This window comes from uncultured Selenomonas sp. (genome assembly GCF_963528755.1).
GTDB lineage: Bacteria > Bacillota > Negativicutes > Selenomonadales > Selenomonadaceae > Selenomonas.
Window position 1 is genome coordinate 239,245 of sequence record NZ_CAURXA010000001.1, and the last position, 24,813, is coordinate 264,057.

The 24,813-nt window shown below is 58.5% G+C and carries 24 protein-coding genes; 21 read left to right on the forward strand and 3 right to left on the reverse strand.

Annotation, left to right across the window (positions count from 1 at the left end):
• Window positions 1-77: 77 nt before the first annotated feature.
• The 7 genes from RWS31_RS01195 (at window position 78) to RWS31_RS01225 (ending at window position 8,579) form a co-directional block, all read left to right on the forward strand.
• Window positions 78-1,037 carry a TAXI family TRAP transporter solute-binding subunit gene (locus tag RWS31_RS01195; protein ID WP_314595424.1) on the forward strand — a complete coding sequence of 320 codons (960 nt, stop codon included), beginning with the start codon at window positions 78-80 and terminating at the stop codon, window positions 1,035-1,037.
• Complete coding sequence (locus tag RWS31_RS01200; protein ID WP_314595426.1) at window positions 1,038-1,571, forward strand: DUF1850 domain-containing protein; 534 nt, start codon at window positions 1,038-1,040, stop codon at window positions 1,569-1,571.
• Complete coding sequence (locus tag RWS31_RS01205; RefSeq protein ID WP_314595428.1) at window positions 1,568-3,514, forward strand: TRAP transporter permease; 1,947 nt, start codon at window positions 1,568-1,570, stop codon at window positions 3,512-3,514. The genes RWS31_RS01200 and RWS31_RS01205 overlap by 4 nt, the downstream gene beginning before the upstream one ends.
• A 226-nt stretch (window positions 3,515-3,740) precedes the next feature.
• Window positions 3,741-5,483: a GGDEF and EAL domain-containing protein gene (locus RWS31_RS01210; protein ID WP_314595430.1), complete on the forward strand. Its 1,743-nt coding sequence runs from the start codon at window positions 3,741-3,743 to the stop codon at window positions 5,481-5,483.
• Complete coding sequence (queF, locus tag RWS31_RS01215; protein ID WP_314595432.1) at window positions 5,459-5,956, forward strand: preQ(1) synthase; 498 nt, start codon at window positions 5,459-5,461, stop codon at window positions 5,954-5,956. The genes RWS31_RS01210 and queF overlap by 25 nt, the downstream gene beginning before the upstream one ends.
• On the forward strand, window positions 5,953-6,525 hold the full coding sequence (locus RWS31_RS01220) for a cob(I)yrinic acid a,c-diamide adenosyltransferase (RefSeq protein ID WP_314595434.1): 573 nt from the start codon (window positions 5,953-5,955) through the stop codon (window positions 6,523-6,525). Before queF ends, RWS31_RS01220 begins: the two co-directional genes overlap by 4 nt.
• A 113-nt stretch (window positions 6,526-6,638) precedes the next feature.
• Window positions 6,639-8,579 carry an ATP-binding protein gene (locus RWS31_RS01225; protein WP_314595436.1) on the forward strand — a complete coding sequence of 647 codons (1,941 nt, stop codon included), beginning with the start codon at window positions 6,639-6,641 and terminating at the stop codon, window positions 8,577-8,579.
• A 64-nt stretch (window positions 8,580-8,643) separates the two neighbouring features.
• Here the strand turns inward: RWS31_RS01225 and RWS31_RS01230 are convergent, their stop codons facing one another.
• Window positions 8,644-8,979, reverse strand: a complete 336-nt coding sequence (locus RWS31_RS01230; RefSeq protein WP_314595438.1) for a hypothetical protein — start codon at window positions 8,977-8,979, stop codon at window positions 8,644-8,646.
• Window positions 8,980-9,163: 184 nt separating this feature from the next.
• Between RWS31_RS01230 and RWS31_RS01235 the strand changes: the two genes are divergently transcribed.
• Genes RWS31_RS01235 through RWS31_RS01270 form a run of 8 tightly spaced genes read left to right on the forward strand, consistent with a single transcriptional unit; the run spans window position 9,164 to window position 17,466 of the window.
• Complete coding sequence (locus RWS31_RS01235; RefSeq protein WP_314595440.1) at window positions 9,164-11,077, forward strand: sigma 54-interacting transcriptional regulator; 1,914 nt, start codon at window positions 9,164-9,166, stop codon at window positions 11,075-11,077.
• 12 nt (window positions 11,078-11,089) lie between these two features.
• On the forward strand, window positions 11,090-11,740 hold the full coding sequence (gene trmB, locus RWS31_RS01240) for a tRNA (guanosine(46)-N7)-methyltransferase TrmB (RefSeq protein WP_314595442.1): 651 nt from the start codon (window positions 11,090-11,092) through the stop codon (window positions 11,738-11,740).
• An 11-nt stretch (window positions 11,741-11,751) separates the two neighbouring features.
• Window positions 11,752-12,969 carry a putative peptidoglycan glycosyltransferase FtsW gene (locus RWS31_RS01245; RefSeq protein ID WP_314595444.1) on the forward strand — a complete coding sequence of 406 codons (1,218 nt, stop codon included), beginning with the start codon at window positions 11,752-11,754 and terminating at the stop codon, window positions 12,967-12,969.
• Window positions 12,970-12,985: 16 nt separating this feature from the next.
• Complete coding sequence (locus tag RWS31_RS01250) at window positions 12,986-13,621, forward strand: GTP pyrophosphokinase family protein (RefSeq protein ID WP_314595446.1); 636 nt, start codon at window positions 12,986-12,988, stop codon at window positions 13,619-13,621.
• Entirely contained in the window at window positions 13,618-14,286 is a 669-nt protein-coding gene (locus tag RWS31_RS01255) for a response regulator transcription factor (RefSeq protein WP_314595448.1), read from the forward strand. The genes RWS31_RS01250 and RWS31_RS01255 overlap by 4 nt, the downstream gene beginning before the upstream one ends.
• Window positions 14,287-15,525, forward strand: a complete 1,239-nt coding sequence (locus RWS31_RS01260; protein ID WP_314595449.1) for a HAMP domain-containing sensor histidine kinase — start codon at window positions 14,287-14,289, stop codon at window positions 15,523-15,525.
• Window positions 15,526-15,536: 11 nt separating this feature from the next.
• On the forward strand, window positions 15,537-16,559 hold the full coding sequence (locus tag RWS31_RS01265; protein ID WP_314595450.1) for a glycosyltransferase family 2 protein: 1,023 nt from the start codon (window positions 15,537-15,539) through the stop codon (window positions 16,557-16,559).
• Complete coding sequence (locus RWS31_RS01270; RefSeq protein WP_314595452.1) at window positions 16,528-17,466, forward strand: YitT family protein; 939 nt, start codon at window positions 16,528-16,530, stop codon at window positions 17,464-17,466. The genes RWS31_RS01265 and RWS31_RS01270 overlap by 32 nt, the downstream gene beginning before the upstream one ends.
• A gap of 126 nt (window positions 17,467-17,592) precedes the next feature.
• Here RWS31_RS01270 and RWS31_RS01275 read toward each other — a convergent pair whose 3' ends face one another.
• On the reverse strand, window positions 17,593-18,822 hold the full coding sequence (locus tag RWS31_RS01275; RefSeq protein WP_314595454.1) for an NAD(P)-dependent oxidoreductase: 1,230 nt from the start codon (window positions 18,820-18,822) through the stop codon (window positions 17,593-17,595).
• A gap of 110 nt (window positions 18,823-18,932) precedes the next feature.
• A complete protein-coding gene (gene bioB / locus RWS31_RS01280; protein WP_314595456.1) occupies window positions 18,933-19,946 on the reverse strand; it encodes a biotin synthase BioB in 1,014 nt (337 codons plus the stop codon).
• Between the two features lie 132 nt (window positions 19,947-20,078).
• On the opposite strand from bioB, the gene RWS31_RS01285 reads away from it, so the two are divergent.
• The 6 genes from RWS31_RS01285 (at window position 20,079) to RWS31_RS01310 (ending at window position 24,728) form a co-directional block, all read left to right on the forward strand.
• Window positions 20,079-21,173, forward strand: a complete 1,095-nt coding sequence (locus RWS31_RS01285; RefSeq protein WP_314595457.1) for a PhoH family protein — start codon at window positions 20,079-20,081, stop codon at window positions 21,171-21,173.
• The gene (ybeY, locus tag RWS31_RS01290) at window positions 21,170-21,709 is read left to right on the forward strand and encodes an rRNA maturation RNase YbeY (protein WP_399553718.1); all 540 of its coding nucleotides are present in this window, start codon (window positions 21,170-21,172) and stop codon (window positions 21,707-21,709) included. Before RWS31_RS01285 ends, ybeY begins: the two co-directional genes overlap by 4 nt.
• Window positions 21,690-22,583 (forward strand): GTPase Era, encoded by an 894-nt coding sequence (gene era, locus RWS31_RS01295; protein ID WP_314595460.1) that lies wholly within the window; start codon window positions 21,690-21,692, stop codon window positions 22,581-22,583. The genes ybeY and era overlap by 20 nt, the downstream gene beginning before the upstream one ends.
• A gap of 28 nt (window positions 22,584-22,611) precedes the next feature.
• Window positions 22,612-23,313, forward strand: coding sequence for a DUF502 domain-containing protein (locus tag RWS31_RS01300; RefSeq protein WP_314595462.1), 702 nt, complete (start codon window positions 22,612-22,614; stop codon window positions 23,311-23,313).
• Entirely contained in the window at window positions 23,294-24,067 is a 774-nt protein-coding gene (recO, locus tag RWS31_RS01305; RefSeq protein WP_314595463.1) for a DNA repair protein RecO, read from the forward strand. Before RWS31_RS01300 ends, recO begins: the two co-directional genes overlap by 20 nt.
• 103 nt (window positions 24,068-24,170) lie before the next feature.
• A complete protein-coding gene (locus RWS31_RS01310) occupies window positions 24,171-24,728 on the forward strand; it encodes a gamma carbonic anhydrase family protein (protein WP_006191537.1) in 558 nt (185 codons plus the stop codon).
• The last annotated feature ends 85 nt before the right edge of the window (window positions 24,729-24,813 follow it).

Sequence of the window (24,813 nt, forward strand, 5' to 3'; positions counted from 1 at the left end):
TTTGCATGGATATGCAAGATATGTTATAATAGCATACGTAGTATATAATAGAATTATATTTGTAGGAGGTATGAATCATGCATTTGGGCAAACTAGGGAGAATCCTCGTAGCGGCGGCGCTCCTGATTTTTTGTACATTGCTCCTCGTCGGCTGCGGTGGCTCGGGAAGCAACAAGTTCATCAACATCGCCACGGGCGGCACGGCGGGCACGTATTACCCGATTGGCGGCGCAATGGCGGAGATTCTGAACAAGACGATTCCCGGCATGAATGCGAGTGCGCAGTCCACGGGAGCAACGGTCGCGAACATCAACATGCTGAAGGAAGGCTCGGTCGATCTCGCCATCGTGCAGAACGATATCACCTATTATGCTGTGAACGGCACGGAGATGTTCAAGGACAAGAAGGTCGAGAACCTGCGCGGCATCGCAGCGCTCTACCCCGAGACATGCCAGATCGTCACGCTTGAGTCGACGGGCATCAAGAGCATCGCCGACCTCAAGGGCAAGCGCGTCGCCGTCGGTGCGGCGGGCAGTGGTGCGGAGGCCAATGCGCGTCAGATTCTTGAGGCGTACGGCATCACGTATGATGATATCGATGAGCAGTTCTTGTCCTTCGGCGAGGCGGCGAGCGCCCTGAAGGACGGCAATGTCGACGCGGCTTTCGTCACGGCTGGCTTCCCGACGGCAGCAGTGCAGGACATCACGTCGCAGAACAAGGTGCGTCTCCTGCCGATCGAGGCGGACAAGGCGGACGCCTTGATCGCGAAGTATCCGTTCTACACGAAGACGAAGATTCCGGCGGGTACCTATGCGGGCTTCGATGAAGACGTCCCAGGAATCTCTGTCATGGCGATGCTCGTTGCGACGGACAAGGTGGACGAGAAGCTCGGCTACGACATCACGAAGGCGCTTTTCGACAATATCGAGAAGCTGCAGGCGGCTCATTCGGCGGCGAAGCAGATTACGAAGGAGAGCGCGAAGGACGGCATGTCCATTGAGTTGAATGCCGGCGCAGAGCGCTACTACAAGGAATAAATGAAGAAGCGGCTGAGTGTGAGGCTCTTCCTTGCGGCTCTCGTGCTCGCGGCGCTTGCAGATTTCTTGGCACGCCCCCTGCTCGTCGTGGAAAGCGAGCAGGGGGCGCTCCTTTATGCGGAAAAAGCGTACGCGGGGATGCCTGTCGTGATTCGTTTCATCCATTCGGTGCAGAAGACGCCCGTGGAGGAAGACCTGCGCGTAGATGACGAAGTTTCGGGATTCGTGCTCGACAGGACGCGCTACCAATCGTTCGGCGTGGGCCTGCCCTTTCTCGCGAGCGAGGGCGAGTTCCGAGTGGACGGCGACTTTTTCATCATGGATGGCATGGAGCGCCGCTTCCCGCGTCTTTCCCTGCGCACGGGGGCGGGTACGGAACTGACGCTCGTGCTCGACGGCACGGAGGAGAGACTTTTTGAGAAGCTTCCAGTAGGAAGCCGCGTCGATCTCACAGTCATCGCCCCGTGGCGCTGGGGTATGGAGAAGTTCTTCGGTAAGGAGCTTGGAGCCGCTGCTGCGGCAGGAAAGGAATGATGTTCATCATGCCGGATAAGAAGCATGAGGAACTTGCAAAAGAAGTTCTGAAAAAATACGATAAGGAATCCGACGTCATCGAGCACAAGGGCTTCATGGCGAAGGTCGTGGCGGTTCTCGCCATCGCATTCTCCCTCTTTCAAATCTATACGGCGGTCTTCGGCGTGCTCGATGCGCAACTGCAGCGTGCCGTTCATTTGGGCTTCGGCCTGACGCTTGTCTACCTGCTCTTTCCCATGCGGCAGGTCTGGTCACGCGAGAAGGTGCATGTGGTCGACGTCGTCCTCGCCATCTTGGGCGCGGGCGCTCCCGCCTACATCATCTTTGCCTATCGAAGCCTCGTGATGCGAGCGGGAACGGTCAATTCCCTCGATCTCGTCGTAGGTCTCATCGGCATCGCGCTCGTCATCGAGGCGACGCGCCGCGTCGTCGGCATGCCGATGGTCTGCGTCGTGCTCTTCTTTCTCGCTTATGCATTCGCAGGGCCATACCTCCCGGGCGTTCTCGCACATCGCGGACTGAATCTCGACCAGCTCGTCTCACATCTCTTCTTCACGACGGAGGGCGTGTTCGGCATACCGCTCGGCGTGTCCTCGACCTTCATCTTCCTCTTCATCCTTTTCGGCGCTTACCTGGAATCGACGGGACTCGGCAAGTTCTTCATAGACCTTGCGAATGCTGTGGCGGGCTGGGCGCGCGGCGGCCCGGCGAAGGTCGCCGTGCTTTCGAGCGGCCTCATGGGTACGGTCTCGGGCAGCTCGGTTGCTAACGTCGCGGGCACGGGAGCCTTCACGATTCCCATGATGAAGAAGCTTGGTTACGAGCGCAACTTCGCGGGCGCAGTCGAAGCGGCTGCTTCGACGGGCGGACAGCTCATGCCGCCCGTCATGGGAGCGGCGGCGTTCCTCATGGCGGAGTTCGTCGGCGTGCCGTACTTCGACGTCGTCAAGGCGGCGACGATTCCTGCGATCCTTTACTTCCTCGGTATCTGGCTCGGCGTCCATTTCGAAGCGCGCCGCAGCAATCTCAAGGGCGTGCCGCGAAGCGAACTGCCCAAGCCGTGGGAGATCTTGAAGGAGCGTGGTCATCTCGCGATTCCTCTCATCGTCATCATCTATCTGCTCGTCTCGGGCTTCACGCCGATGCGTGCGGCTCTGTGGGCGATCGTGCTCGCCATAGCGGCCTCGTCTTTGCGCAAGTCAACGCGCATGAAGCCCGTAGAGATCGTGCGCGGTCTTGAAAACGGTGCGCGAAACGTCCTCGGTGTCCTCGTCGCCTGCGCTTCAGCGGGCATCATCATCGGCGTCGTGACGAAGACAGGCGTGGGCCTGAAGCTCGCATCGGCTCTGCTCGATCTTTCGGGCGGCATGCTTTTGCCGACGATGTTCTTTACGATGATCACGTCGATCATCCTCGGCATGGGCGTGCCGACGACGGCGAACTACGTCATCACCTCGACGATTGCCGCTCCCGCGCTCGTCCAGATGGGCGTGCCCGTGCTCGCAGCGCACATGTTCGTCTTTTACTTCGGCATCATTGCCGACGTGACGCCTCCCGTAGCTCTCGCTGCCTTCGCTGGGTCTGCCATCAGCGGCGGCAAGCCGCTGAAGACAGGCATCAATGCCTCGAAGCTCGCGATCGCCGCCTTCATCATTCCGTACATCTTCGTGCTGTCGCCTGTCATCCTCATGATCGATGCAACGCCCATATCGCTCATCACCGTGCTCGTGACCTCGATCATCGGCATGATCGGTTTGAGCGCATCGATGATCGGCTGCCTCGTGAAGCCGTTGAACGGACTTGAGCGCGTTATACTGTTTGTCGGCGGTCTTTTGATGATTCAACCAGGACTTGTGACCGATCTCGTGGGATTCCTTCTCCTGGCGTTCGTGCTCTTCTTCCAGCAGAGGCGCAGTAAAGCGGAGGCGAGCAGCCTTGGCTGAGGTTGGGAATTACGAGTAGAACGAAAAAGCGTTGATAAGTGAGGTCTGTACATCTCAAAGCCTTCGATTGCCATTCCGGCGTCGGAGGCTTTTTCTTGGGTCGGAAGATGGATTTCCTCCATAAAGTTTTATGGAGGAAATCTTTGTCAAGTCTTGCATTTAGGAAATTTGTCGGTTATTATATATTCATAAGATCATCGGGTACACCCGACAACAGGAGGTCGCTATGCGCCGAGCACCTAGAACTGCATTGAGTCCGCTTTTGAAGCGGCTGAAGATTTATTTTGATGTGCTGAAGAGGACGACGTCCGGCTATCTTTATGTGGTGGATCTGCAAAACAAGGTGGCGATGACGTCGCCAAACATCGTGCGGGATTTCAGCATACCTGCGGAAACGATGGGATTTTCTGACTTTCGCCAGGCGTGGCAGGAGATCATGCATCCGATGGAGCGCGAAAAGGTCATGAAGGTCTTCGACGATGTGCTGCAGGGTCGTACGAAAGAAGGCTGTATCGAGTTTCGTGCGAGGACACGCAAGGGCGACTACGAGTGGATCGAGTGTCGCTGCGCCGCCGCACTTGACCGTGAGGGGAAGAGGATGCTTTATGCGGGAATTTTCCGGCTCATGGGGCAGCGCATCCGTGCGGATGCCGTTACGGGACTTTTGAACAAGTATCGCTTGGAGCAGCGAATGAAGGCGGCGCTTGACGAGGCACGCGAGACGGGCAGGGGCGGTGCACTGATGATTCTTGGCATCGACAATTTCAAAATCGTCAACGAAGCCTACAACCGTGCCTTTGGTGATCAGGTTTTGCGCGAGGTTGCAAAGCGCATCAAGAAAATTCTCTCGACGGATTTTTGTCTCTATAAGCTCGACGGCGACGAGTTCGGCATCGTTTATCCGGGAGCGGACGAGGCGGAGGTAGAGACCCTCTACAGGAGTATACAGACGACTCTTTTGGAGCCGCAGCAGATCAACGATCACAAGTATTTCTGTACGGTGTCGGGCGGCACGGTGTTCTTCCCGCAGTTCGGCAAGGACTATCTCGTGTTGCACAAGTATGCGGAGGCGGCCCTGACACTGGCGAAGCAGGGAGGCAAGAACAAGAACTGCATTTTCTCGAAGGAGCTTTACAACCGCTGGCTGCGCTCTTTGACAGCGCGCGAGGACATACGCTGCTCAGTGGAGGACGGCTGCCGCGGTTTCAGTCTGTGCTTTCAGCCGCAGGTGGGGGCGGACAGTCGGCGCATCATCGGTGCGGAAGCCCTGCTGCGCTGGCAGAATTCCAAGGGGCGCATGGTCGCGCCGATGGAATTCATTCCTCTGCTGGAGGAGTCGCAGCTGATGATCCCCGTTGGCAAGTGGATCGCCGATACGGCGGTGCGCATCTGTCGCGAGTGGCAGAAGATTGTTCCCGATTTCTGTATGAGCATCAACCTTTCTTATGTGCAGCTGCGTGACCCGTCCTTCAAGGAGGCTGTCAGGGAATGTATTGAGCGCTATGGCGTAAATCCAGCGAGCATCGTTTTGGAGCTTACGGAGCATACGGTCATCTCGGACTGGGATTTTATTAATCGTCAGTTTGCCTCTCTGCGCGAGTATGGTTTGAAGATCGCCATGGATGATTTCGGTACGGGATGCTCCTCTTTGGCGATGTTCAAGAACCTCTCATGTGATATTGTGAAGATTGACCGGGTCTTCGTCAAAGAGATTCTGTCGTCAGATTTCGATCGCCGCATCGTGGACTACACGGTGGAGCTTTGCCATAGCATGGGCATGAAGGTCTGCATCGAGGGCGTAGAAACGCAGGAGGAGTATGATCTTTTGACGAAGACGTGCAAGGTCGATTCCATTCAAGGCTATCTCTTCGGACGGCCAGAATCAAAGGAAGGATTCGAAGAAAAATTTTTGATGCGCCAAGAAGCGCATGGAAAGGAGCAGCCATGTCACGTACGAGCGATGAGATGAAGGGTGTCACGCATCTCGGTGAAAAGAACACGCAGTATGCGGTGGACTATGCGCCTGAGCTTTTGGAAACCTTCGAAAACAAGCATCCCGACAAGGATTATTGGGTCAAGTTCAACTGCCCCGAGTTCACGAGCCTCTGTCCAATTACGGGGCAGCCAGATTTCGCGACGATCACGATCTCCTATGTTCCCGAGCGGCGCATGGTCGAGAGCAAATCGCTGAAGCTCTATCTCTTCAGCTTCCGCAATCATGGCGACTTCCACGAGGATGTCGTGAACATCATCCTCAAGGATCTCGTGCGCCTCATGGAGCCGCGCTACATCGAGGTCTGGGGCAAATTTCTGCCGCGTGGCGGCATCTCCATCGATCCTTACACGAATTACGGCAAGCCGGGTACGAAGTATGAAGCGCTTGCCGAAAAACGATTCGCCGAGCATGACCTCTACGCGATGGATAAGGTGGACAATCGATGATCGAGGTCTATACGGGTGCGGGCAAAGGCAAGACGACAGCGGCGATCGGCCTCGCCGTGCGCGCCCTAGGTGCAGGACTTCGCGTCTACATCATGCAGTTCATGAAGAGTCTCGCCTACAGCGAGCAGAAAGTCCTACAGGGATTCGCACCACAGCTTGCTCTCTATACGACGGGAAAACCGTTCTTCATCGCGAAGGAGGGCATGCTGACGGAAGAGGAGCGTGCGGCATGGGGAGAAGACGTTGTCGTGTTTCCTGAAGGTGAGCCGCCCGCTGACTACCTGCAGCTGATGCAGGACGGCTTCGCCAAGGCTGCCGCAGCCGCACGCTCGGGCGCTTGGGATGTCGTCATCCTCGACGAGCTGAACGTGGCGCTGTTCTTCGAACTCATCTCGCGCGAGGCGGTCGAGTCCCTGCTCAATGATCTGCCGCCCGCGCGAGAGATCGTCCTGACGGGCAGAAATGCGCCCGATTGGTTGATCGCGCGAGCCGATCTCGTCACGGAGATGCAGGAAGTGCGCCACTATTATGCGAAGGGCGTGGCGGCGCGCAAGGGCATAGAGAATTGAAACGAGATGAAGCATGATGAGAGGGGGGCGAGAGCCGCTCTCTTTTTTTGGACTTTCCTTGGAAAAACTGTTATACTATAGCGTAGAAAACGGATGGCAGAGAGGTGCTGAATGTGCAGGAAGAAATGGCGGGGGTTCGCGGCGATTTCGTGGAGCAGATCGTGGCGGAGAGCGGATCTTTTTTGAATACAGCCGTGGCTTTTGCGAACGGACGAGGCGGACGCATCATCTTCTACGGCGAAAGCGGCAGGGGATTCTCGGCAGAGGCGGAGATCATTCCTTATATCGATGATATCACGCGGCGAATTTTCGACAGCTGTGAGCCGCGCATTTTCCCGCGGGTCGGTGTGGAACTGCAAGACGGACGGCAAGTCGTTGTCGTGGAGATTTTTCCCGGTATGGAAAAGCCGTATTTCGTCAAGGAATTGGGCATGATGGATGGCACCTACGTGCGCGTCGGCGGTGCGACGCGCCTCGCCGAGCCGTACCAGGTACAGGAGCTTCTTCTTTCGGGCACGAACAGCAGCGCCGATCAGCTCGCGGCCGAGAGCACAGTCAGTGATGTGGAGATCGAGGAATTCTGCCGCATGATGTACCGTGAAGCGGGGAAACGCCGTGTGGATGGCGAGGACGTCGTGCGCCTGCAGAAGGAGGATCTCCTGGCATGGAAGCTTCTGCGTGAGGAGGAGGGTGAGTGCCGCGCGACGGGCGGCTGGCATCTGCTCACAGGCTCGGCGGAGGAACTTTTCCCCGAAGGATTCATCCAGTGCGCCGAGTATCTCGGTGCGACGCGTCTTGATTTCGTCGGCGGCGAAGAGTTTGCCGGTTCCTTGACGGAGCAGGTGGACGGTGCGGCGGACTATGTGCATGCGCATCTTTTGGCGCGGGGCGTCAAGGCGCGCGGATTGGAGGAACTTTCTGAAGACCTCATGCGCCGCCTGCTTGCTCGTGCTGTCTGCCAGAGAAACTATGCAGCGCCGGGGCGCATCTCCCTCGTGCTTTACGAGGACCGCTTGGAAATCACCGTGCCGGGATTGCTGGAAGAGGATATGACGATCTGGAAGCTCAAGACGGGCTTCTCCAAGATACGCAACCGCGCGATTGCGGCGGCGTTCCTCTACATGGGCATGATGACGGGATTTCAGAGTATCCTGCCCGAACTTTATCGTGCGGCAAAGCGGGCGCGCCTGCCCGAGCCTGCCGTCATCACGCTCGGCGATTCCGTGCGCATCAATCTCTATTGCCGTGCCGAGGAAGAAGCACAGCAGCACGAAGGTGTTGCCGAGGAAATTGAACTTGTGCAGACTGTTGAGACCGCTAAGGAGGCTGAGCCTGTCCAAGAGCAGGAACTTGTCGGGGAAGCCGAACTCGTACAGGATGCTGAACCTGTTGAGATCGTGGAGTCTGTTCAAGAGCATGAGCCTGCCGAGGAAGCTGAATCTGTGCAGGAAATAGAGCTTGTAAAAGAAGCTGAACCTATACGGGAAGAAGAGCCTTTGCCGGAGGGAATAGAGGAAGAACAGGCACCGCTGCAGGAAGAAAGCGGTGCAGGCGATGTTTTGGCATCCGGGACTTCGTTGGAAGATGGACAAGATGCGAGACTTGTTCAAGAAGTGGAAGTTGATCATGAGCCGGATCTTGAGCCTGCGCCCGAGTTGAAACTAGAGCTTGAATCCCTTGCGGATCTCAAGGCGGATGCTATTTCCCTTGAGGAAGGGCCGGCAGAGCCGCGGGCAGAAAAGGTGAGCGCGGGGCAGCAGGAGCTTTCTTGCGATGCAGCAGAATCTGCAGAAGCGATTGCGGAGGAATCTACGAAAGAAACCGTGAAAGAAGTTTTGGAAAAGACTGTGAAGGTTTTGTCAGAAGAATCTATGGAAGAAAGGCTTCTCCATGTGATTCGTGAGAACCCCAAGGTCACGCAGAAAGCTTTGAAGGAAGCGCTCGGCGTATCGATCGCCACGGTCAAGCGCATGACGACGGCGTTGCACAAGGCGGGCGTCATCGAGCGCACAGGAACGAATCGTAGCGGCGAGTGGCATATCCTCAAGGATTGAGAAGGCGGAAAGCAAAGAGAAGCAAAGAACCCACCACGCCGAGCGGGCATGGTGGGTTTCTGTATCAGGCAAAGTATTGGAAGTAGCAGATGGCCGCGAAGAGGGCGAAGGAGAGGGCGATGAAGAACATGCTGGCGCGCGTCATCCAGAGTTTTTCCCTCTCGCCGAAATTTCCCTGCTTATAGCCGTAAATGAGGAGGAGGGAGGCGGCAAGGGAGCCGTACATCGAGCGGTTCAGCCACGTCATTTCCGACCAGCCGATGAACGCGATGAAGAACGTGAGCGCAATCATGATCAGGAGAAAGGTGTCCTTACCCTTCTTTTCAGGGTGCTTCTCCGTGTTCGTGCCGCCCGCCTGCGGCTTCAGATTCCTGCGGATCTTCTTCAGTTGTTTGGCCATATCGAATCCCTGCTTTCTATGCAATAATTTCTTTTTTCATATCTTTCCTATTATACATAGGATATGAGAACTTGGCAATGTGCTTGTCGCTCTTAACATTTCGTAGTAGAATGAGATAGTGTGATACGGGGGGAAACGAGATTGTTCATTCATAGAATACATTTGGCTGGGACGGAGGAGAGATATGATACGGGAGCAGCGCAGCAGGGGGAAGCTTGAGGCGTATTACCAGAGGTTTCGCGACGAAGGTGAAATCGACGTCAACGTGCATCCGTGGGTGGCCGAGGCGTGGCGTGAGAGCAGGCGGCTCGACGTGCCTTCGATGGGGACGGAGCCGAAGCGCGTGCTTTCTGCAGAGGATTTCTGTGCACTGCAAAAGAGGCATACTCCTGCCATCGACTGCCTTCTGCAGCTGACGGAGGGCGTGCAGGAGTTCTTTGCGCGTTACGGCTTGAGCCTCTTGCTGCTCGACGCTGAGGCGCTCGTCCTGAAGAGCTGCACGCTGCCCTTCATGCGTCTGCCTCCCGGTAAGGTCGAAGGCTCGCGCCTTGGCATCGAAGAGATCGGCGCTTCGAGCATCAGCATAGCGAAGGAGAAGCGTGTGCCGTTTTGGGTCTTCGGACCAGAGATCTGGCGCGAGGCGTCTCACGAAAGCGACGCTTGTACAGCGCCCGTCCTCGTCGGCGGCGAACTGCGCTATCTCGTAAACATCGTCGTGGATGATCCGAAGCTCGTGCCGCAGGATGCCGTCATCGCTCAGCTTCTGATCATCGCGCGTTCGCTTGAGGCCGCCTTGGCGCGTGACCTCAGACTGCAGGCGCAGGAGGCGATCTTGGATGCCGCGCCGTTTGCCGTCTATCATATCTTGCCGAGCGGTGAGGTCGCTTACGCGAATCGCTTGGGATTGGAGCGTCTCACGCGCATCGGAGCGCGCGATAAGGCGACGAGCCGTCTGTCGAACCTCAACGATATCGTTTTGAATTATCGTCACACGCCGATCTATCAGGGATTCAGCGGCACGCCCTGCTACAACAAGGAGGTCACATGGATCACAGAGGCGAAGACGTATGAGGACGTCACGACTGTCGTACCGATCAAAAGCCCTGTGACGCGCGAGGTCAATGGCGTCGTGACCGTTTCCATGCCCATTGAGGATCTTAGAATGCTCGTCGCGCACACGGCGGGCTATACGGCGAAGTACAGCCTCGCCACGATGGCGGGCAAGGGACAGGCGTTCCAGGCACTGCGTGAAAAGGCGCTACGCGTGGCGAGGGGAAAGAATCATGTGCTGCTGCAGGGCGAGGGCGGCACGGGCAAGCAGCGTCTGGCGCACGGCATACATCAGGCGTCGGCGCGTGCGGCGGGACCTTTGATTTCCTTCCGCTGCGGCGATGTGCAGCCGGAACTTCTGGACGAGGAGCTTTTCGGCGCGGCGCTTTCCCCCGACGTCAGCCGTCCTGGCAAATTGGAGCTTGCCTTTGGCGGCACGCTCTTTCTCGATGAGATCGAGAAGCTGCCGAAGAAGACGGCGGCGGCTCTCGCGGCGGCTCTGCGCGAGGGCAAGGCGCATCGTCTCGGCGAAACGGTCGTGCGCCCCATCGACGTGCGGATCATCGCCGACTGTGACGGCGATCTCAAGCGCTTGACGGAGCGAGGCCTCTTCGACCGAAGTCTCTACGACATCGTTTCGCGCAGTGTCATACGCATGCCGGCGCTGCGCAACCGACGCGAGGATATCCCCCTGCTCGCCGAGCAGATTATCTGCGAGCTCGCCGAGCAGCACCGCATGGAGAGGAAGCGGCTTCTGCCGGAGACGCTGACGCTTCTTGAAGAGTACGATTGGCCCGGCAACATCAAGCAGATGCAGAGCATCTTGGAGCAGGCGTTCTTCCATACGGAGGGCATGGCAATTTCGCCCGAGAATATCAATCTCATGGGCGACGTCAAGCCCGATGATGACTGGAAGACGGATCGGGAAATATTCCTGCGTGCATGGCAGGCGGCGGGCGGCAACGTCAGCCGCTTGGCGAATCTTCTCGATGTCAGCCGCGTCACGCTGTATCGCTATTTGAAGAAGTTTCAGTTGGAAAAAGTGTAAGGAGGAAGTTCTGTGCGACTGCGCAGGAAGCCGTGGGTGGATGAGGCCATTCACGCATACGATGATTTTGTCTATCCGAAGGATCGCCCGGCAGGTGAGGTGGAAAGGGGACGTTGGAAGGAGATCTTCGGACGCGAGGCGCCTCTCTTTGTCGAACTTGGCACGGGCAAGGGCGATTTCATCCGTCAGATGGCTGAGCGCTCCCCTGAGGTGAACTTCATCGGCATCGAGAAGCAGCAGGATGTGCTCATCGCGGCGGCGAAAAAGGTGCGCGAGAAGGAGCTGAAGAATGTGCGACTGCTCGTCTTCGACATCGCCCAGCTTGAGAAAATTTTTGCGCCGGGGGAAGTTGATCGTTTCTTTGTGAACTTCTGCGATCCGTGGCCCAAGGCGCGCCATGCGAAGCGCCGCCTCACGCACCGCAGTTTTCTCGCTCGCTACAAGGAACTCCTCGTGCCCGGCGGCAAGCTTGTCTTTAAGACGGACAACCGCGCGCTCTTCGACTTTTCGTTGGAGGAGTTTCGCGAGATGGGGCTTTCACTGCACGACGTTTCCTATGATCTGCACAGCGAGTCACGTCCCGACAACGTGATGACGGAGTATGAAAAGAAATTCAGCGGCAAGGGCGAGAAGATCAACCGCTGCGAGGTCACGTTCGCGTGAAGGAGGGGACTATGGAAAGACAGGAAGCCGCAGAAGACAAGGGCAAGAAGAGCTTCTGGGTCAGCGACATGGAGGCGGTGCTCGCCATCTTCATCGTGCTCCTCGTCTTCGGCAGCATCAACGTGTTCAGCTCAAGCTTCATCTTGGCGGAAACGACGTTCGGCACGCCGTACTTCTTCTTGCAGCGTCAGCTTTTCAATCTCGCGGCGGGCTTCTTCTGCTTCTTTCTTGGCTGCCGCGTGAATTACCATCGCTGGCGTGCGTGGATCGTGCCCGTCGTCATAATCACGATCCTCTCGCTCGTCGCAGTCCTTCTCGTGGGCGCGGAGGTCAACGGCTCGAAGCGTTGGCTCGGCACGGCAGGCTTCCAGATTCAGCCGGCGGAAATCGCGAAGCTCGTTTCCCTGATGCTCATTTCTGCTTATGCGGCGTACCGTGTGCGAAATGACAAGCCCATCGACATTCTCTTCCCCAATCCGCAGTATCTGCTCGTCCTCTTCATGGGATTGTTAATCGAGCTGGAGCCGGACGGCGGTACGATGTTCATCGTCATCTTCGTGCCCTTCATGCTCCTTTGCATTGCCGGGCTTCAAAAGACGAAGTTTATGATGACAGTCGCCGTCTTTGCGGCGGCGGGCACGGCACTGTCCATCCTGCAGCCGTACCGCCTTGCACGCCTCAAGGTTCTGCTCGATCCGTGGGCGGACTCGCAGGGCATCGGCTATCAGACGGTGCAGTCTCTGTCCGCCATCGGCTCGGGCGGCCTCACGGGCATGGGGCTTGGCATGGGCGTGAGCAAGTACAGCTACCTGCCCGAGGCGCATACGGATTTCGCCTTCGCCATCTTTAGTCAGGAGACAGGCTTTCTGGGCGTCATTCTCGTGCTCGTGCTCTACTCGGCATTCACCGTCTACGGTGCACGCATCGCAAATGCCGCCTCTGACGCTTACGGGCAGTTCCTCGCGACGGGCATCCTGCTGCTCATCAGCGGTCAGGCGGTCATCAACCTTCTGATGGTCGGCGGCCTCCTGCCCGTCATTGGCGTGCCGCTGCCTTTCATCAGCTACGGCGGCACGTCACTGATGATCAGTATGGCGAGCGTCGGCATCCTCTTGAACATTGGACAGCATGGCACGGGCGCGTCGAATCGCAGCAAGCTCCGGGAGGCTTTGGAGCGCGACGTGGCAAAGAAGAAAGCGGAGCATCATCTGCGCCTCGTGAAGAAGTAGCAGGGGAGGGATTCTCTTGGAAAGCATCTATGGCAAGCAGGGAGAGGCGCTCCCTGAGATTCTCGGCGCGTTTCGCACGCGCATCGAGGAGATCAGCGCACGCGTCAAGGAGCGCACGGGATCGGCGCCCTACGAGCATCTGATCTGCCGTGTCAAGTCGGACGAGAGCATGCGCGAGAAGTGCCGCCGCAAAGGACTGCCCGAGACGCCGCAGTCGGCTCTCTGCAAGGTTCATGACGCCATCGGTGTCCGCGTCGTCTGCCGCTTCATCGATGATGTCTACCTCGTCGTGCGCACGCTCAAGGCGCTTTCGGGCGTGACGGTCTTCGAGGAGAAGGACTACATTCGCGACGTGAAGCCGAACGGCTATCGCAGTTACCACATGATCGTTTCGATCGAAGCGCCGTTCGAAGATGTGGAAGGGAGGAACCCCGGGTATTTCTTTGTGGAATTGCAGCTTCGCACGCTCGCCATGGACTCTTGGGCGAGCTTGGAGCACGAGATGATGTACAAGCACACGGTCAAGAATCGCAAACTCTTGGCGGCGGAGCTCAAGCGCTGCGCCGATGAGCTTGCTTCGTGCGACCTTTCGATGCAGACGATTCGCAACTTGATTCGAGAGTCCGATGTGATGGGCGAGGTGATGGCATGAAGCTTCTACTGGCGGAAGATGAAAAGGATATGGCGTCGGCGCTCGTCGTAGTTCTGGAGCATTCAGGCTACGAGGTCGACGCCGTTCGTGACGGCAGAGCAGCTCTGGCGCTCGCGCACAAGGGCGCTTACGCCTGTATGGTCTTTGATGTGATGATGCCCGTGATGGACGGCGTGACGGCCTTAAAAGAGTTGCGTGCGGCGGGCGATACGACGCCCGTCCTGCTGCTGACAGCGAAGGCGGAAGTCGGCGACCGCATCGAGGGGCTTGACGCGGGTGCGGACGACTACCTGCCCAAGCCTTTCGCGATGGGAGAACTGCTCGCACGTCTGCGCTCTTTGACGCGCCGTGCCGAAGCCTATGCGCCCGCCGAGCTGTCGCTCGGCTCGGTCACGCTCGACATCGGAAAGCAGGAACTGGCGGCGAAGAGTGCCGTGCGCCTTGCGAGCAAGGAGACGCAGCTCATGCAGCTCTTGATGATGAATGCAGGAAAGCGCGTCACGACGTCGGAGATTTACGAGCGCGTGTGGCAGGGAGCGGAAGAGGGCGCGGACATCGTCTGGGTCTACATCTCCTACCTGCGACAGAAGCTCAAGGCGATTCATGGCGACGTTGCGATTCGCGGCGAGCAAGGGGGAAGCTACACGATCTGCGAGGTGGGCTAGATGGAAATGGTATCGCGGCTGCGGCGCAAGTTCATCGCCCTCGGCACGGCTGCTGTCGTCCTCATCGTCTTCGTCGTGCTCGCCGCCTTAAACCTCGCGAGCTTCTACGACGAGGGAAGCCGCATCGAGGCGGTGCTCTCCTACATCACGCGTCACGACGGCAAGCTGCCTGAAAAACGTATCGTCGACGAGGGATTTGACTATACGCCAGAGTTCGCCTTTCAGACGCGCTACTACTGGGCAAAGTTCAGCGAGGATGGCACACTCCTTGCAGCGGACGCGAGCCACATCGCCGCCGTCACCGACGAGGAAGCTGAGGCGCTGGCGACGCGCCTCGTCCATGGCGCCAATCTGCGCGGCAACTACGAAGCTGACAGCGCTTACTACGCCTATCTCGTCACTCATCTTGAGGAAGGCGGCTCTTTCGTCGTCGTCATGGATTGTACGCGCGAGATGCAGATGGTCTGGAACGGCGTGCGCTTTTCTGTTCTCGTTGGTATTCTCTGCGTGCTGCTCTACATCGCGCTCGTCGCGTGTTTCTCACGCTGCCTCGTCGCGCCCTTCGTGCGCAATCTGAAGAGCCAGCGCCAATTCGTCACGAACGCGAGTCACGAGCTGAAGACGCCGATCGCCATCATCTCGGCGAATACGGAAGTGCTTGAGATCACGATGGGCAAAAACCAGTGGACGGAGACGATCTTGAAGCAGGTAAAGCGACTCTCGGGTCTCGTCAACGACATGGTCGCGCTCGCAAAGCTCGAAGAGCGCGTCTCGGATCATTTCCACCCGATCAATGTTAACTGTGCGGAGACGGCGCGTGAGGTTGCCGCCTCCTTTGAACTTCCAGCGAAGGAGCAGGGCAAGCGGATCGTGATGGAAATCGAAGACGGCGTTCATGTGCTTGCCGATCAACGCATCATTTACACATTGATGAACGTCCTCGTCGACAATGCCGTCAAATATGCGGATGACGGCGGCGATGTGCAGATCGCTCTCGCGAGCGGCAGGCGCGGGCGCGGCATGGTCTTTTCTGTAACGAATCCCTATGCGGCGGGCGAGGGCATAGACTATTCGCGCTTCTTCGAGCGTTTCTACCGCGAGGATGCGTCACATAACAGCGAGAAGGCTGGCTACGGCATCGGCCTGACGATCGCTGCTGAAATCGTCAGCTATCTCAAGGGAAAGCTCGCGGTTCGTTACAAGGATGGTGCGATCACTTTCGAGGCCGCACTGAAGTGAGGAGAAAAAGATTGAAGCTCATTTCCATCGTTGTCCCTGTATTCAACGAAGAGGACAATCTCGAACATTTTTATCAGGCGATTTCTGAAGTCATGGCCGCGACGAAGTACGACTTCGAGCTGATTTTTGTCGACGACGGCTCGTGTGACAAGAGCCGTGAGATCCTGCGCCGCTTGGAGGAAAAGGATGCACGCGTGCAGCCCATCTTCCTCTCGCGCAACTTCGGGCATCAGCTTGCCTTGACATGCGGTCTCGACCACGCGGACGGTGCGGCGGTCATCATGATGGACGGCGATATGCAGCATCCACCTGCGCTGATTCCGACGCTTCTTGCCAAGTGGGAAGAAGGTTTTGACGTCGTGCAGACGATCCGTGAGACGACGGAGGGCGTCGGCTTCTTGAAGCGGGCGACGTCGTATTGGTACTACAAGGCGCTCAACAAGATCTCGCGCGTCCACATCCAGGAAGGTGGCTCGGATTTTCGCCTCATGGATCGCAAGGTCGTGCTGGAATTTCGCTGTTACCGCGAGCGTGCACGCTTCATTCGCGGCATGATCGGCGCCATGGGCTACCGTCAGGTGCAGATCCGCTTCGTCGCGCCCAAGCGCTTTGCGGGCGTTTCCAAATTCTCGCCGCGAAAGATGCTGCACTTCGCGCTCGACGGCATCCTCGCCTATTCGACGGTGCCCCTGCGGCTGGGGCTTTACTCGGGGTTCATCTGCGGCATATTGAGCATCTTGCTGCTCCTCCATGTGCTTTACATCAAGTTCATCGAGGGAAGCGCCGTGCCCGGCTGGGCGACGATCACGGCCTGCGTGCTTCTCTTCGGCGGCCTGCAGCTCGTCGCGCTCGGCATTCTCGGCGAGTACATCGGGCGCATCTTCGAGGAGGTCAAGCGGCGGCCTCTCTACCTCGTCGCACGCGGCAAGCCCAAGGAAATCGCACGCATGGCGAGCGAGGACGCTGGGAGGGAGAAGGGAAGTCGTAAGGAGAGGGAAGGACATGACGATGAAGAAAAAGGAAATCATCCATGAGGTGCGCCGCTACTTTGTAATCCTTTTCGGCTGCGCCGTCTGCGGCGTTGGCATCAACCTCTTCATATTGCCGGCGAATTTGCTGACAAGCGGCCTTGGCGGCATCGCCATCCTCCTGCACTACTTCGTCGGCTGGCCTGTCGGCGCGCAGCTCCTCGTCTATAATCTGCCGATTCTCTACCTCGCGCATCGCTTCGTGGGAAAGCGCTACGCTGTCGATACGATTTTGGGCACGGTGCTCTTCTCCCTCGGCATCGACGCTTTCAGTTCGCTTTCGGCGCTGCATCCCGTACATGACACAATGCTCAACGCCATCTTCGGCGGCGTCGTCTCGGGCATCGGATACGGCGTCATCTTCCGTTTCGGCTCGAATACGGGCGGCGTCGATGTGCTCGGCGCCATCTTGAAGAAGTATTGGTCGATTGACGTCGGTACGGGCGTATTCCTGCTCAATATGCTCGTCATCGCAGCGTCGGCGGCGCTCTTCGATCTGGAGACGGCGCTCTTCACGCTCGTCTGCATCTATGCGACAGCGGAACTTACGAACCGCTGGGCGGCGGGATTCAATCGCGAGAAGGCGATCTTCATTATCTCAGAGGAAAGCGAGAAGATCGGCGATGCCATCATGGAGAGCCTGCACCGCGGCGTCACCTACCTCGAAGGCCGGGGCGGCTTTCTGCAGGAAAAGAAAGCTGTCGTCTTCGTCGTCGTCTCCCTGACGCAGCTCGCACGCGTCAAGGCAATCTGCGATCGCTTGGACAAGAATGCGTTCCTCATCATCGCGAACGCTTCCGAAGTGCGCGGCAGGGGCTTCTCGCGCGAGCGCATCCTCTATCAGTTCGCGCAGCGCAAAGAGCTGATCGAGGCGCGGGAGAGGGAGAAGGGCGGGACGCGATTCAAAGGATGATCTCAGCAACGACAACAGGCAGAGCCGCATGGGATGGCGGCTCTGCCTGTTGTCGTTTTTGCTTATATCTTTTTGCGGAGACGCCGGCTCGATTCGTCCCGCTTCGGTCGTCTTGTCAGCGAAGCCTCATTTCGCGCCGCGCTTTTCGCGCAGGTAGGCGTCCATCGCCTCCGCCACATGTTTGGCATCGTTGACGACTTGAACGACGTTGCACGGGCCGAGGACGACGTCACCGCCCGAGAAGACGCCGGGGCGGGTGGTGGCTCCGGTTTCATCGACCTCGACCAAGCCTTTCTCGTTCGTCTCTATGCCCGTGGTCGTGCGCACGATCTTGTCTTTCGGATCTTGGCTGACGGCGATGACGGTGCTGTCGGCAGGACACAGGACAGGATCTCCTTCGCCTGTCAGTTTGCCTTCTTCGTCGAAGTGGCGGTCGCGCATCAAAGGCCCTTCCTTAGTGATGGCTTCGACGCCCTTGCAGAACTCGAATTCCACGCCGTCCGCCTGCGCGTACTCGAATTCGCGCACACTGGCAGCGACCTTGTTGCTGCGCGAATAGACCGTGACGTAGCGGCAGCCCTTGCGGATCGCGGTGCGCGCGACATCCATGGCGGAGTTGCCCGAGCCGATGACGGCGACGCGGTCGCCGAGAGCGAAGGAATCAGGATTTTGCAGATAGTCGACGGCGAAGTGGCAGTTGCCGAGGCTTTCGCCCTTGACGCCGAGGCTGCGCGGACGCCAGACGCCCGAACCGATGAAGATGGCGTCGTGCCCGTCGGCAAAAAGCGTGTCGAGCGTCAGAAGGCCGCCGATCGTGCGGTTGGGACGGATGCAGATGCCGAACTCGCGCAGCTTTTTCTCATAGCGGTCGAGAATGCTCAGCGGCAGACGGAAGTCGGGAATGCCGTAGCGCATCATGCCGCCGATCTTGTCCATGCGCTCGAAGATCGTCACGTCGTAGCCCTTCTGCGCGAGCTTGATGGCGACGGTGATGCCGGCAGGACCCGAGCCGATGACGGCGACGGTCTGCCCCGTAGAAGGCGCACGCTCCAAGGCGACGCGGTCGAAGTAGGTATTCGAGATGTAGTGCTCAATGCTGGAGATCTGGATGGCGGATCCTTTGCGCAGTTGGATGCAGTTGCCCTCGCACTGCTTCTCATGGTCGCAGACGAGCGAGCAGATGATGCTCAGGGGATTGTTCTCGAAGAGCATGGCGCCCGCCTCGTTGATGCTGCCTTCAAGAAAGAGGCGGATCATCTCGGGGACGTTCGTCTGCACAGGACAGCCCTTGATGCGGCACAGGGGCTTTTTGCATTGGAGGCAGCGGCGCGCCTCATCAATGACATGGATTGCCATGAAGATCACCTATCCTTTGTTGAATTGAAATATATTCCACCCTTCAGGCTACTTCAACGCGGGGATATTGTCTGTTGCTATTATCACATTTTCTTAGAAAAAATACAGATTCACCCGTTAGCCGTATGTGCGGCGTCCTGCCTTGTGCCCGCCGTCTCGTTGGAGAGGCCGAGCCGCTGCAGAAGAGCCATGTCCTCGGCAATGGTTGTGCCCGAGGTCGTGAGCATGTTGCCCGTGATGGAGGCCGATGCACCGTAGAGGAAGGCGGGCGTGCCATTGTCCTCGATGAGCTTGCGTCCCGCGCCGAGGCGGATGTTTGCCGTCGGGTTGATGAAGCGGAAGAAGGCGATGGTGCGCAGGATCTCATCGCTCGTCAAAGGCGTTCTGCCCTCAAGCGGCGTGCCGGGAATCGCCATGAGGGAGTTGATGGGAATGGATTCGATGCCGAGTTCGGCAAGGCTCACCGCCATGTCGAGACGGTCTTCCCACGTCTCGCCCATGCCGATGATGCCGCCCGAACAGACGCAGAGCCCTTCGCCCTGTGCGAGACGGATCGTGCGGATGCGGTCGTCGTAAGTGTGCGAGGTACAGATCTCGGGAAAGAAGCGGCGCGACGTCTCGATGTTGTGATGGTAGCTCGTGACGCCCGCGGCGCGAAGCGCACGGAACTGTTCGCGCGAGAGAATGCCGTGCGAGGCGCAGAGGTCAATATGGAGCTTCTTTCGCATGGCGCGGTAGCAGTCGAGCGCGGCGTCGAACTCCTTGCCCGCGAGCGCCCTGCCCGAGGTCACGATGGAGAAGCGGTTGACGCCCGCCTCTTCGTTGGCGCGTGCGTTGGCGATGATCTCTTCCTGTGCGAGAAATGCGTATTCCTCGACGCCCGTCCTGTGGTGCGCGGATTGGGCGCAGTACTTGCAGTCCTCGCTGCAGTGACCGCTGCGCGCGTTGATGATCGTACAGAGGTCGATGTGCTTGCCGCAGAACTGCCGCTGCAGCTCGTGTGCGCCCTCCTGCAGCGCTTCAAGCGGCGCATCGAGGAAGATGGAGAGGTCGTCCTCGCGCTTGATGCGGCGGCCGCAGAGAATTTCTTTCGTGAGTTTTTTAACGGCGTTTTCCTTTGTCATGGCAGAGCCTCATTTCTTTCAAGAAGTTTGCATTTCCTCCCATTATATTTCAGACGGCGCATATAGTCAACTGATATGAAAATCCGGGTTAACCTTGGACTGCTATTGCTTCCTCGACGGCTGCAAGGTATAATGGGAACGATGAATTTAGAAGAGAGGAGTCTTTCTTTGCAAAAGGTTTTGGAGGAGAAGATCGCCTTTGCCGATCAGCGCGAGGCGATGGCGCTTCTCGGCGAGCACGACGAGTACCTGCAGGTGCTCATGGACAATTTCGACTGCCGCTTCATAAGCCGCGGCGAGGAGCTTGCGATCGATGGCGAGGCGCAGATCGTGCGGGCGGCGGCGCAGGTCGTGCGCGAGCTGCAGTACCTGCACCGGCAGGGCACGACGCTCACGATGCATGAGGTGCGCTACAGTGTGGGACTCGTCAAGCGCGGCAAGGGTGAGGCGCTGCACAGCCTTTTCAGCGACACGATCCTCGTGACGAGCCGTGGCCGTCATGTGCGCCCGAAAACGCTCGGTCAGCGCATCTACCTCGACGCCATTCGCAAAAATTCCATCACGTTCGGCATTGGACCTGCAGGCACGGGAAAGACGTACCTCGCCGTCGTCATGGCGGTGGCGGCGCTTCGTGCGAGGCTGGTGGAAAAGATCGTGCTCACGCGTCCCGCTGTCGAGGCGGGCGAGCGGCTGGGCTTTCTGCCCGGCGATCTGCAGGAGAAGGTCGATCCGTACCTGCGCCCGCTTTACGATGCGCTGCACGACATCCTCGGCTTTGACACCTATCAGAAGCTCCTCGCCAAGGGCGTCATTGAGATTGCGCCGCTCGCCTACATGCGCGGACGCACGCTGGAGGACGCCTTCGTGATTCTCGACGAGGCGCAGAATACGACGCCGAGCCAGATGAAGATGTTCTTGACGCGCCTGGGCTTCGGCTCGCGCATGGTCGTGACGGGCGACTTGAGCCAAGTCGATTTGCCGCGCGGCGTGTTCTCGGGACTTTCTGAGGCGAGCCGCATCCTGCGCGATGTGCGCGGCGTGGGCGTCGTGCGGCTGGAAGCGCTCGACGTCATCCGTCACGACGTCGTCGCACGCATCGTCGAGGCGTATGACCGCGCGGACAAGGCGCGTCGGGATTCTGAGAAAAAGCCGGCAGAGCTGCAGGAGAAAAAGACAGCAGCGCAGGAAAAGGCTGCGGCATCAAAGATAGGGGAGGCGGACGCATGAACATCCTGCTCAGTCACGAGGTGGAAGATCTGCCTCTTGACGCAGCTATGGAGGCGGAGATTCGCCGTGCCGTGGAAAAAGTCGGCGAGCTTTACGACGTGGCGGGCGCCGAGGTCAGCATCACCTTGACGGACGATGCGCACATCCATGTGCTGAACCGCGAGTACCGCAGGGTCGATCGTCCGACGGACGTGATTTCCTTTGCGCTCAACGAGAGCGAGGAGCCGGCGATCGCAGGCGGTCCCGCCGTCAACGTCCTCGGCGACATCATCCTCTCGGTTGAGCGCGCCGCGGCGCAGGCGGCGGACTACGGGCACAGCCTGCGCCGCGAAATCGTCTTCTTAACGGTGCACGGCATGCTGCATCTCCTCGGCTACGACCATGTAGAAGAGGCGGAGCGGCAGGAGATGGAGGAGGAGCAGCGCCATGTGATGGCGGCGCTCGGCGTGACGCGCGAGGAAGCGGCGGAAGGCTCTGCAGGATGCACGGAGCAAGTGACAGCGAAAGGGGAGAACGATGGAAAAGGTAAAGCATAGATCGGGCTTCATCGCTGTCGTCGGGCGGCCGAACGTCGGCAAGTCGACGCTCATCAACAGCCTCATCGGGCAGAAGATCGCCATCATGAGCGATAAGCCGCAGACGACGCGCACGCGCATCCTCTGTATTCTGACGGAGCCGGACGCGCAGATCGTCTTTCTCGACACGCCGGGCATCCACAAGCCGCGCCACAAGCTTGGCGAATACATGGTACGCGCAGCGGAAAACACCTTGAAGGAGGTCGACGCCGTCTTTTTCGTCGTCGATGCGACGGAGAAGATGGGACCGGGCGAGCGCTATATCTTAGAGCGCCTGCAGGCGACGAAGTGCCCGTGCATCCTCGTCGTCAACAAGCTCGACCTCATCGAGAAGCCCGCCGTGCTGCCGATCCTTGAAAGCTACATGAAGGCCTATCCGTTTGCGGGCGCCGTGCCCATATCGGCGAAGGAAGAGGTGAACCTTGACTCACTTTTGGCGGAAGTCAAGAAGTATCTGCCCGAAGGACCTGCCTACTACCCCGAAGACATGGTGACGGATCAGCCCGAGCGACTCATTGTGGCGGAGCTCGTGCGCGAGAAGGCGCTTCTCGCGACGCGCGACGAACTGCCCCATGCCATCGCCGTTGACCTCGATGAGATGAAGGAGCGCCCCAAGGGGGGCTTCTATATCCGCGCGACGATTTACGTGGAGCGCGAGTCGCAGAAGGGTATCGTCATCGGCGCAAAGGGCGCTCTTCTGCGCGAGATCGGCGCACAGGCGAGAAAGGACATCGAGATGCTCCTCGGCTCGAAGGTCTTTCTCGACCTCTGGGTCAAGGTGAAGAAGGATTGGCGCAACCGTGAGGGCGTTCTGCACAACTTCGGTTTTGAATGAGAGGAAATAGGGAAAGGGCGGCAGCAGGATGAACAAGGTATCGAAGCGCTTTATTAACGGTCTTATCCTTCTCGTGCCGCTGGCCATCACGGTTTTCGTCGTGACAGAGGTGCTGAACTTCACGGAGATCGTGCTCGGCAAGCATTTTCCCATCTATTATCCGGGCATGGGCATCGTGACGGTGCTGCTCGTCATCTATCTCGTGGGCTGGCTCTCGTCGTACTGGTTCATGAAGCGCGTGATTTCCTATGGCGAATGGCTGCTCGGCAAGATTCCCGTCGTGAAGTTCATCTACAACAGTGTCAAGCATCTTTCGACCGCCGTTTTTGAGTCGAACAACATGTTTGACCACGTCGTGCTCGTGCCGTTCCATCAGTCGCGGGCACTTGGCTTCGTCATGGCAGAGGTGCCGGCAGTCTTGCGCGAGAAGCTCGGCGACGACTACGTCTGCGTCTTCGTGCCGTGGAGCCTCAACATGACCTCGGGCACGAACCTCTTCGTCAAGAAGAGTGACGTCATCTATCTCGACATCAGCAACGAGTCGGCGCTGCAGTACATGCTGACGGCGGGCGCCGTCATGCCGCAGCGGCAGATGGCGACGAAACCGCAGGAGACGGGCAGTGCGACGAGGCTGGCGGACGAGGTCGTGGCGGCGTCGAAGACGCAGTCTGCGCGTGCAGTCGGGGAAGCGTGCGAGGAGGCCGAACCGCATGGCACGCCGCAGCGCTGAGGCGCTCGTGCTCGCCACGAGGAACTGGGGCGAGGCGGACAAGATGGCGTCGCTCTTGACGCGTGAGTGCGGGCGCGTCGAGGCGGCGGCGTTCGGCTGCCGCCGCCCGAAGAGCGCACTTGCGGCAGGGATGCAGATGTTCAGCCACCTCGATGTGGAGCTTACGGAAGGCGGCAGGGTCTGGACGGTGCGGCAGTGTTCACTCAAGGGGCGGTTTCGCCATCTCTCGGAAGACCTCTCGGCCATGGCATACGGCTCCTTCGTGGCGGAACTGGCGCTTGAGCTTTTTCCCGAGCACGAGCCTGCGCCCGATGCTTTCGACCGTCTGCTGCAGATTTTCTGTGCCTTTGAGGAGCGCAATCCGCGTCTCGTGGCGCTGGCGGCGGCGTATCAGCTCCTCGCTCTCGCGGGGCTTTCGCTTCATCTTGAAAGCTGCGTCCACTGCGGTGCGCCCTTTGAAGAGCCGATGTCCGTTGACATCGGTGAGGGCGGTGCATTGTGCGCGGATTGCCGCAAAGAGGATATGCCGCTCTTTTCTGCCGAATTGAAGGAGTTCATCGAGAAGCTGACCGCTCTTGATTGGCAGGCGTTTCTCTCGCCGCAGAAGGCGGCGGGCGTGCGCTCTCCGGCGCCGTTTTCCGTCAGAAAGCAGGAACTTTTGGCAGCGGAAAGCCTGCTGCTCGCGTACCTGCGTGCGCTTTTCGGCAAACCTCTTCGCTCGCTCGCCTTCATCGCACAGATCGGTGGCGCTTGAAGCGTTTGCTGTGTGCTTATGGGCGAGCCGTTTCTTTTTTTCCTCAATCGTTGTATAATAGAATGCGGCAAGAAAATTCAATCGGAGAAAAGGAGAGAGTCTTATGTATACGCTTTCCAGCACGGAATTTCATGGCATCAAGCCGCAGATTGATGAGGAGGCTTTCGTTGCGCCGCAGGTGTTCCTTTCGGGCGATGTGCGCGTCGCGAAGTATGCGAGCCTTTGGCCGGGTGTCGTTGCGCGCGGCGATGTGAATTACATCTCTGTCGGCGAGTGCTCGAATGTGCAGGATCTCGTCTGCCTTCATGTGGCGGACGACAATCCGTGCATCATCGGCGATTATGTGACGATCGGCCACAGCGCCGTCGTGCACGGCGCGGAGATCGGTAACCATGTCCTCATCGGCATGAATGCGACGGTTCTGACGGGCGCAAAGGTTGGCGAAGGCTCGATCATTGCCGCAGGGGCACTCGTGCGCGAGAACGAGGTCATTCCGCCGAATTCCCTTGTTGTCGGCATGCCGGGCAAGGTCGTGCGCACGATTGACCGCATCAAGACGATTCATGCGCAGGCGATCAAGTACAAGTGCGAGTGGGCGATCGAGTACGGCGTCTATCCCGAGATCGGCGGCGAGAAGTACCACGGCGAGCACATTATCTGACGTTTGCCGCTTTACAGCTTTGCACCTTATGATATAATGAAAGGCACAGCCTTCGTTTTGGCTGTGCCTTTCATTATATTTTTCA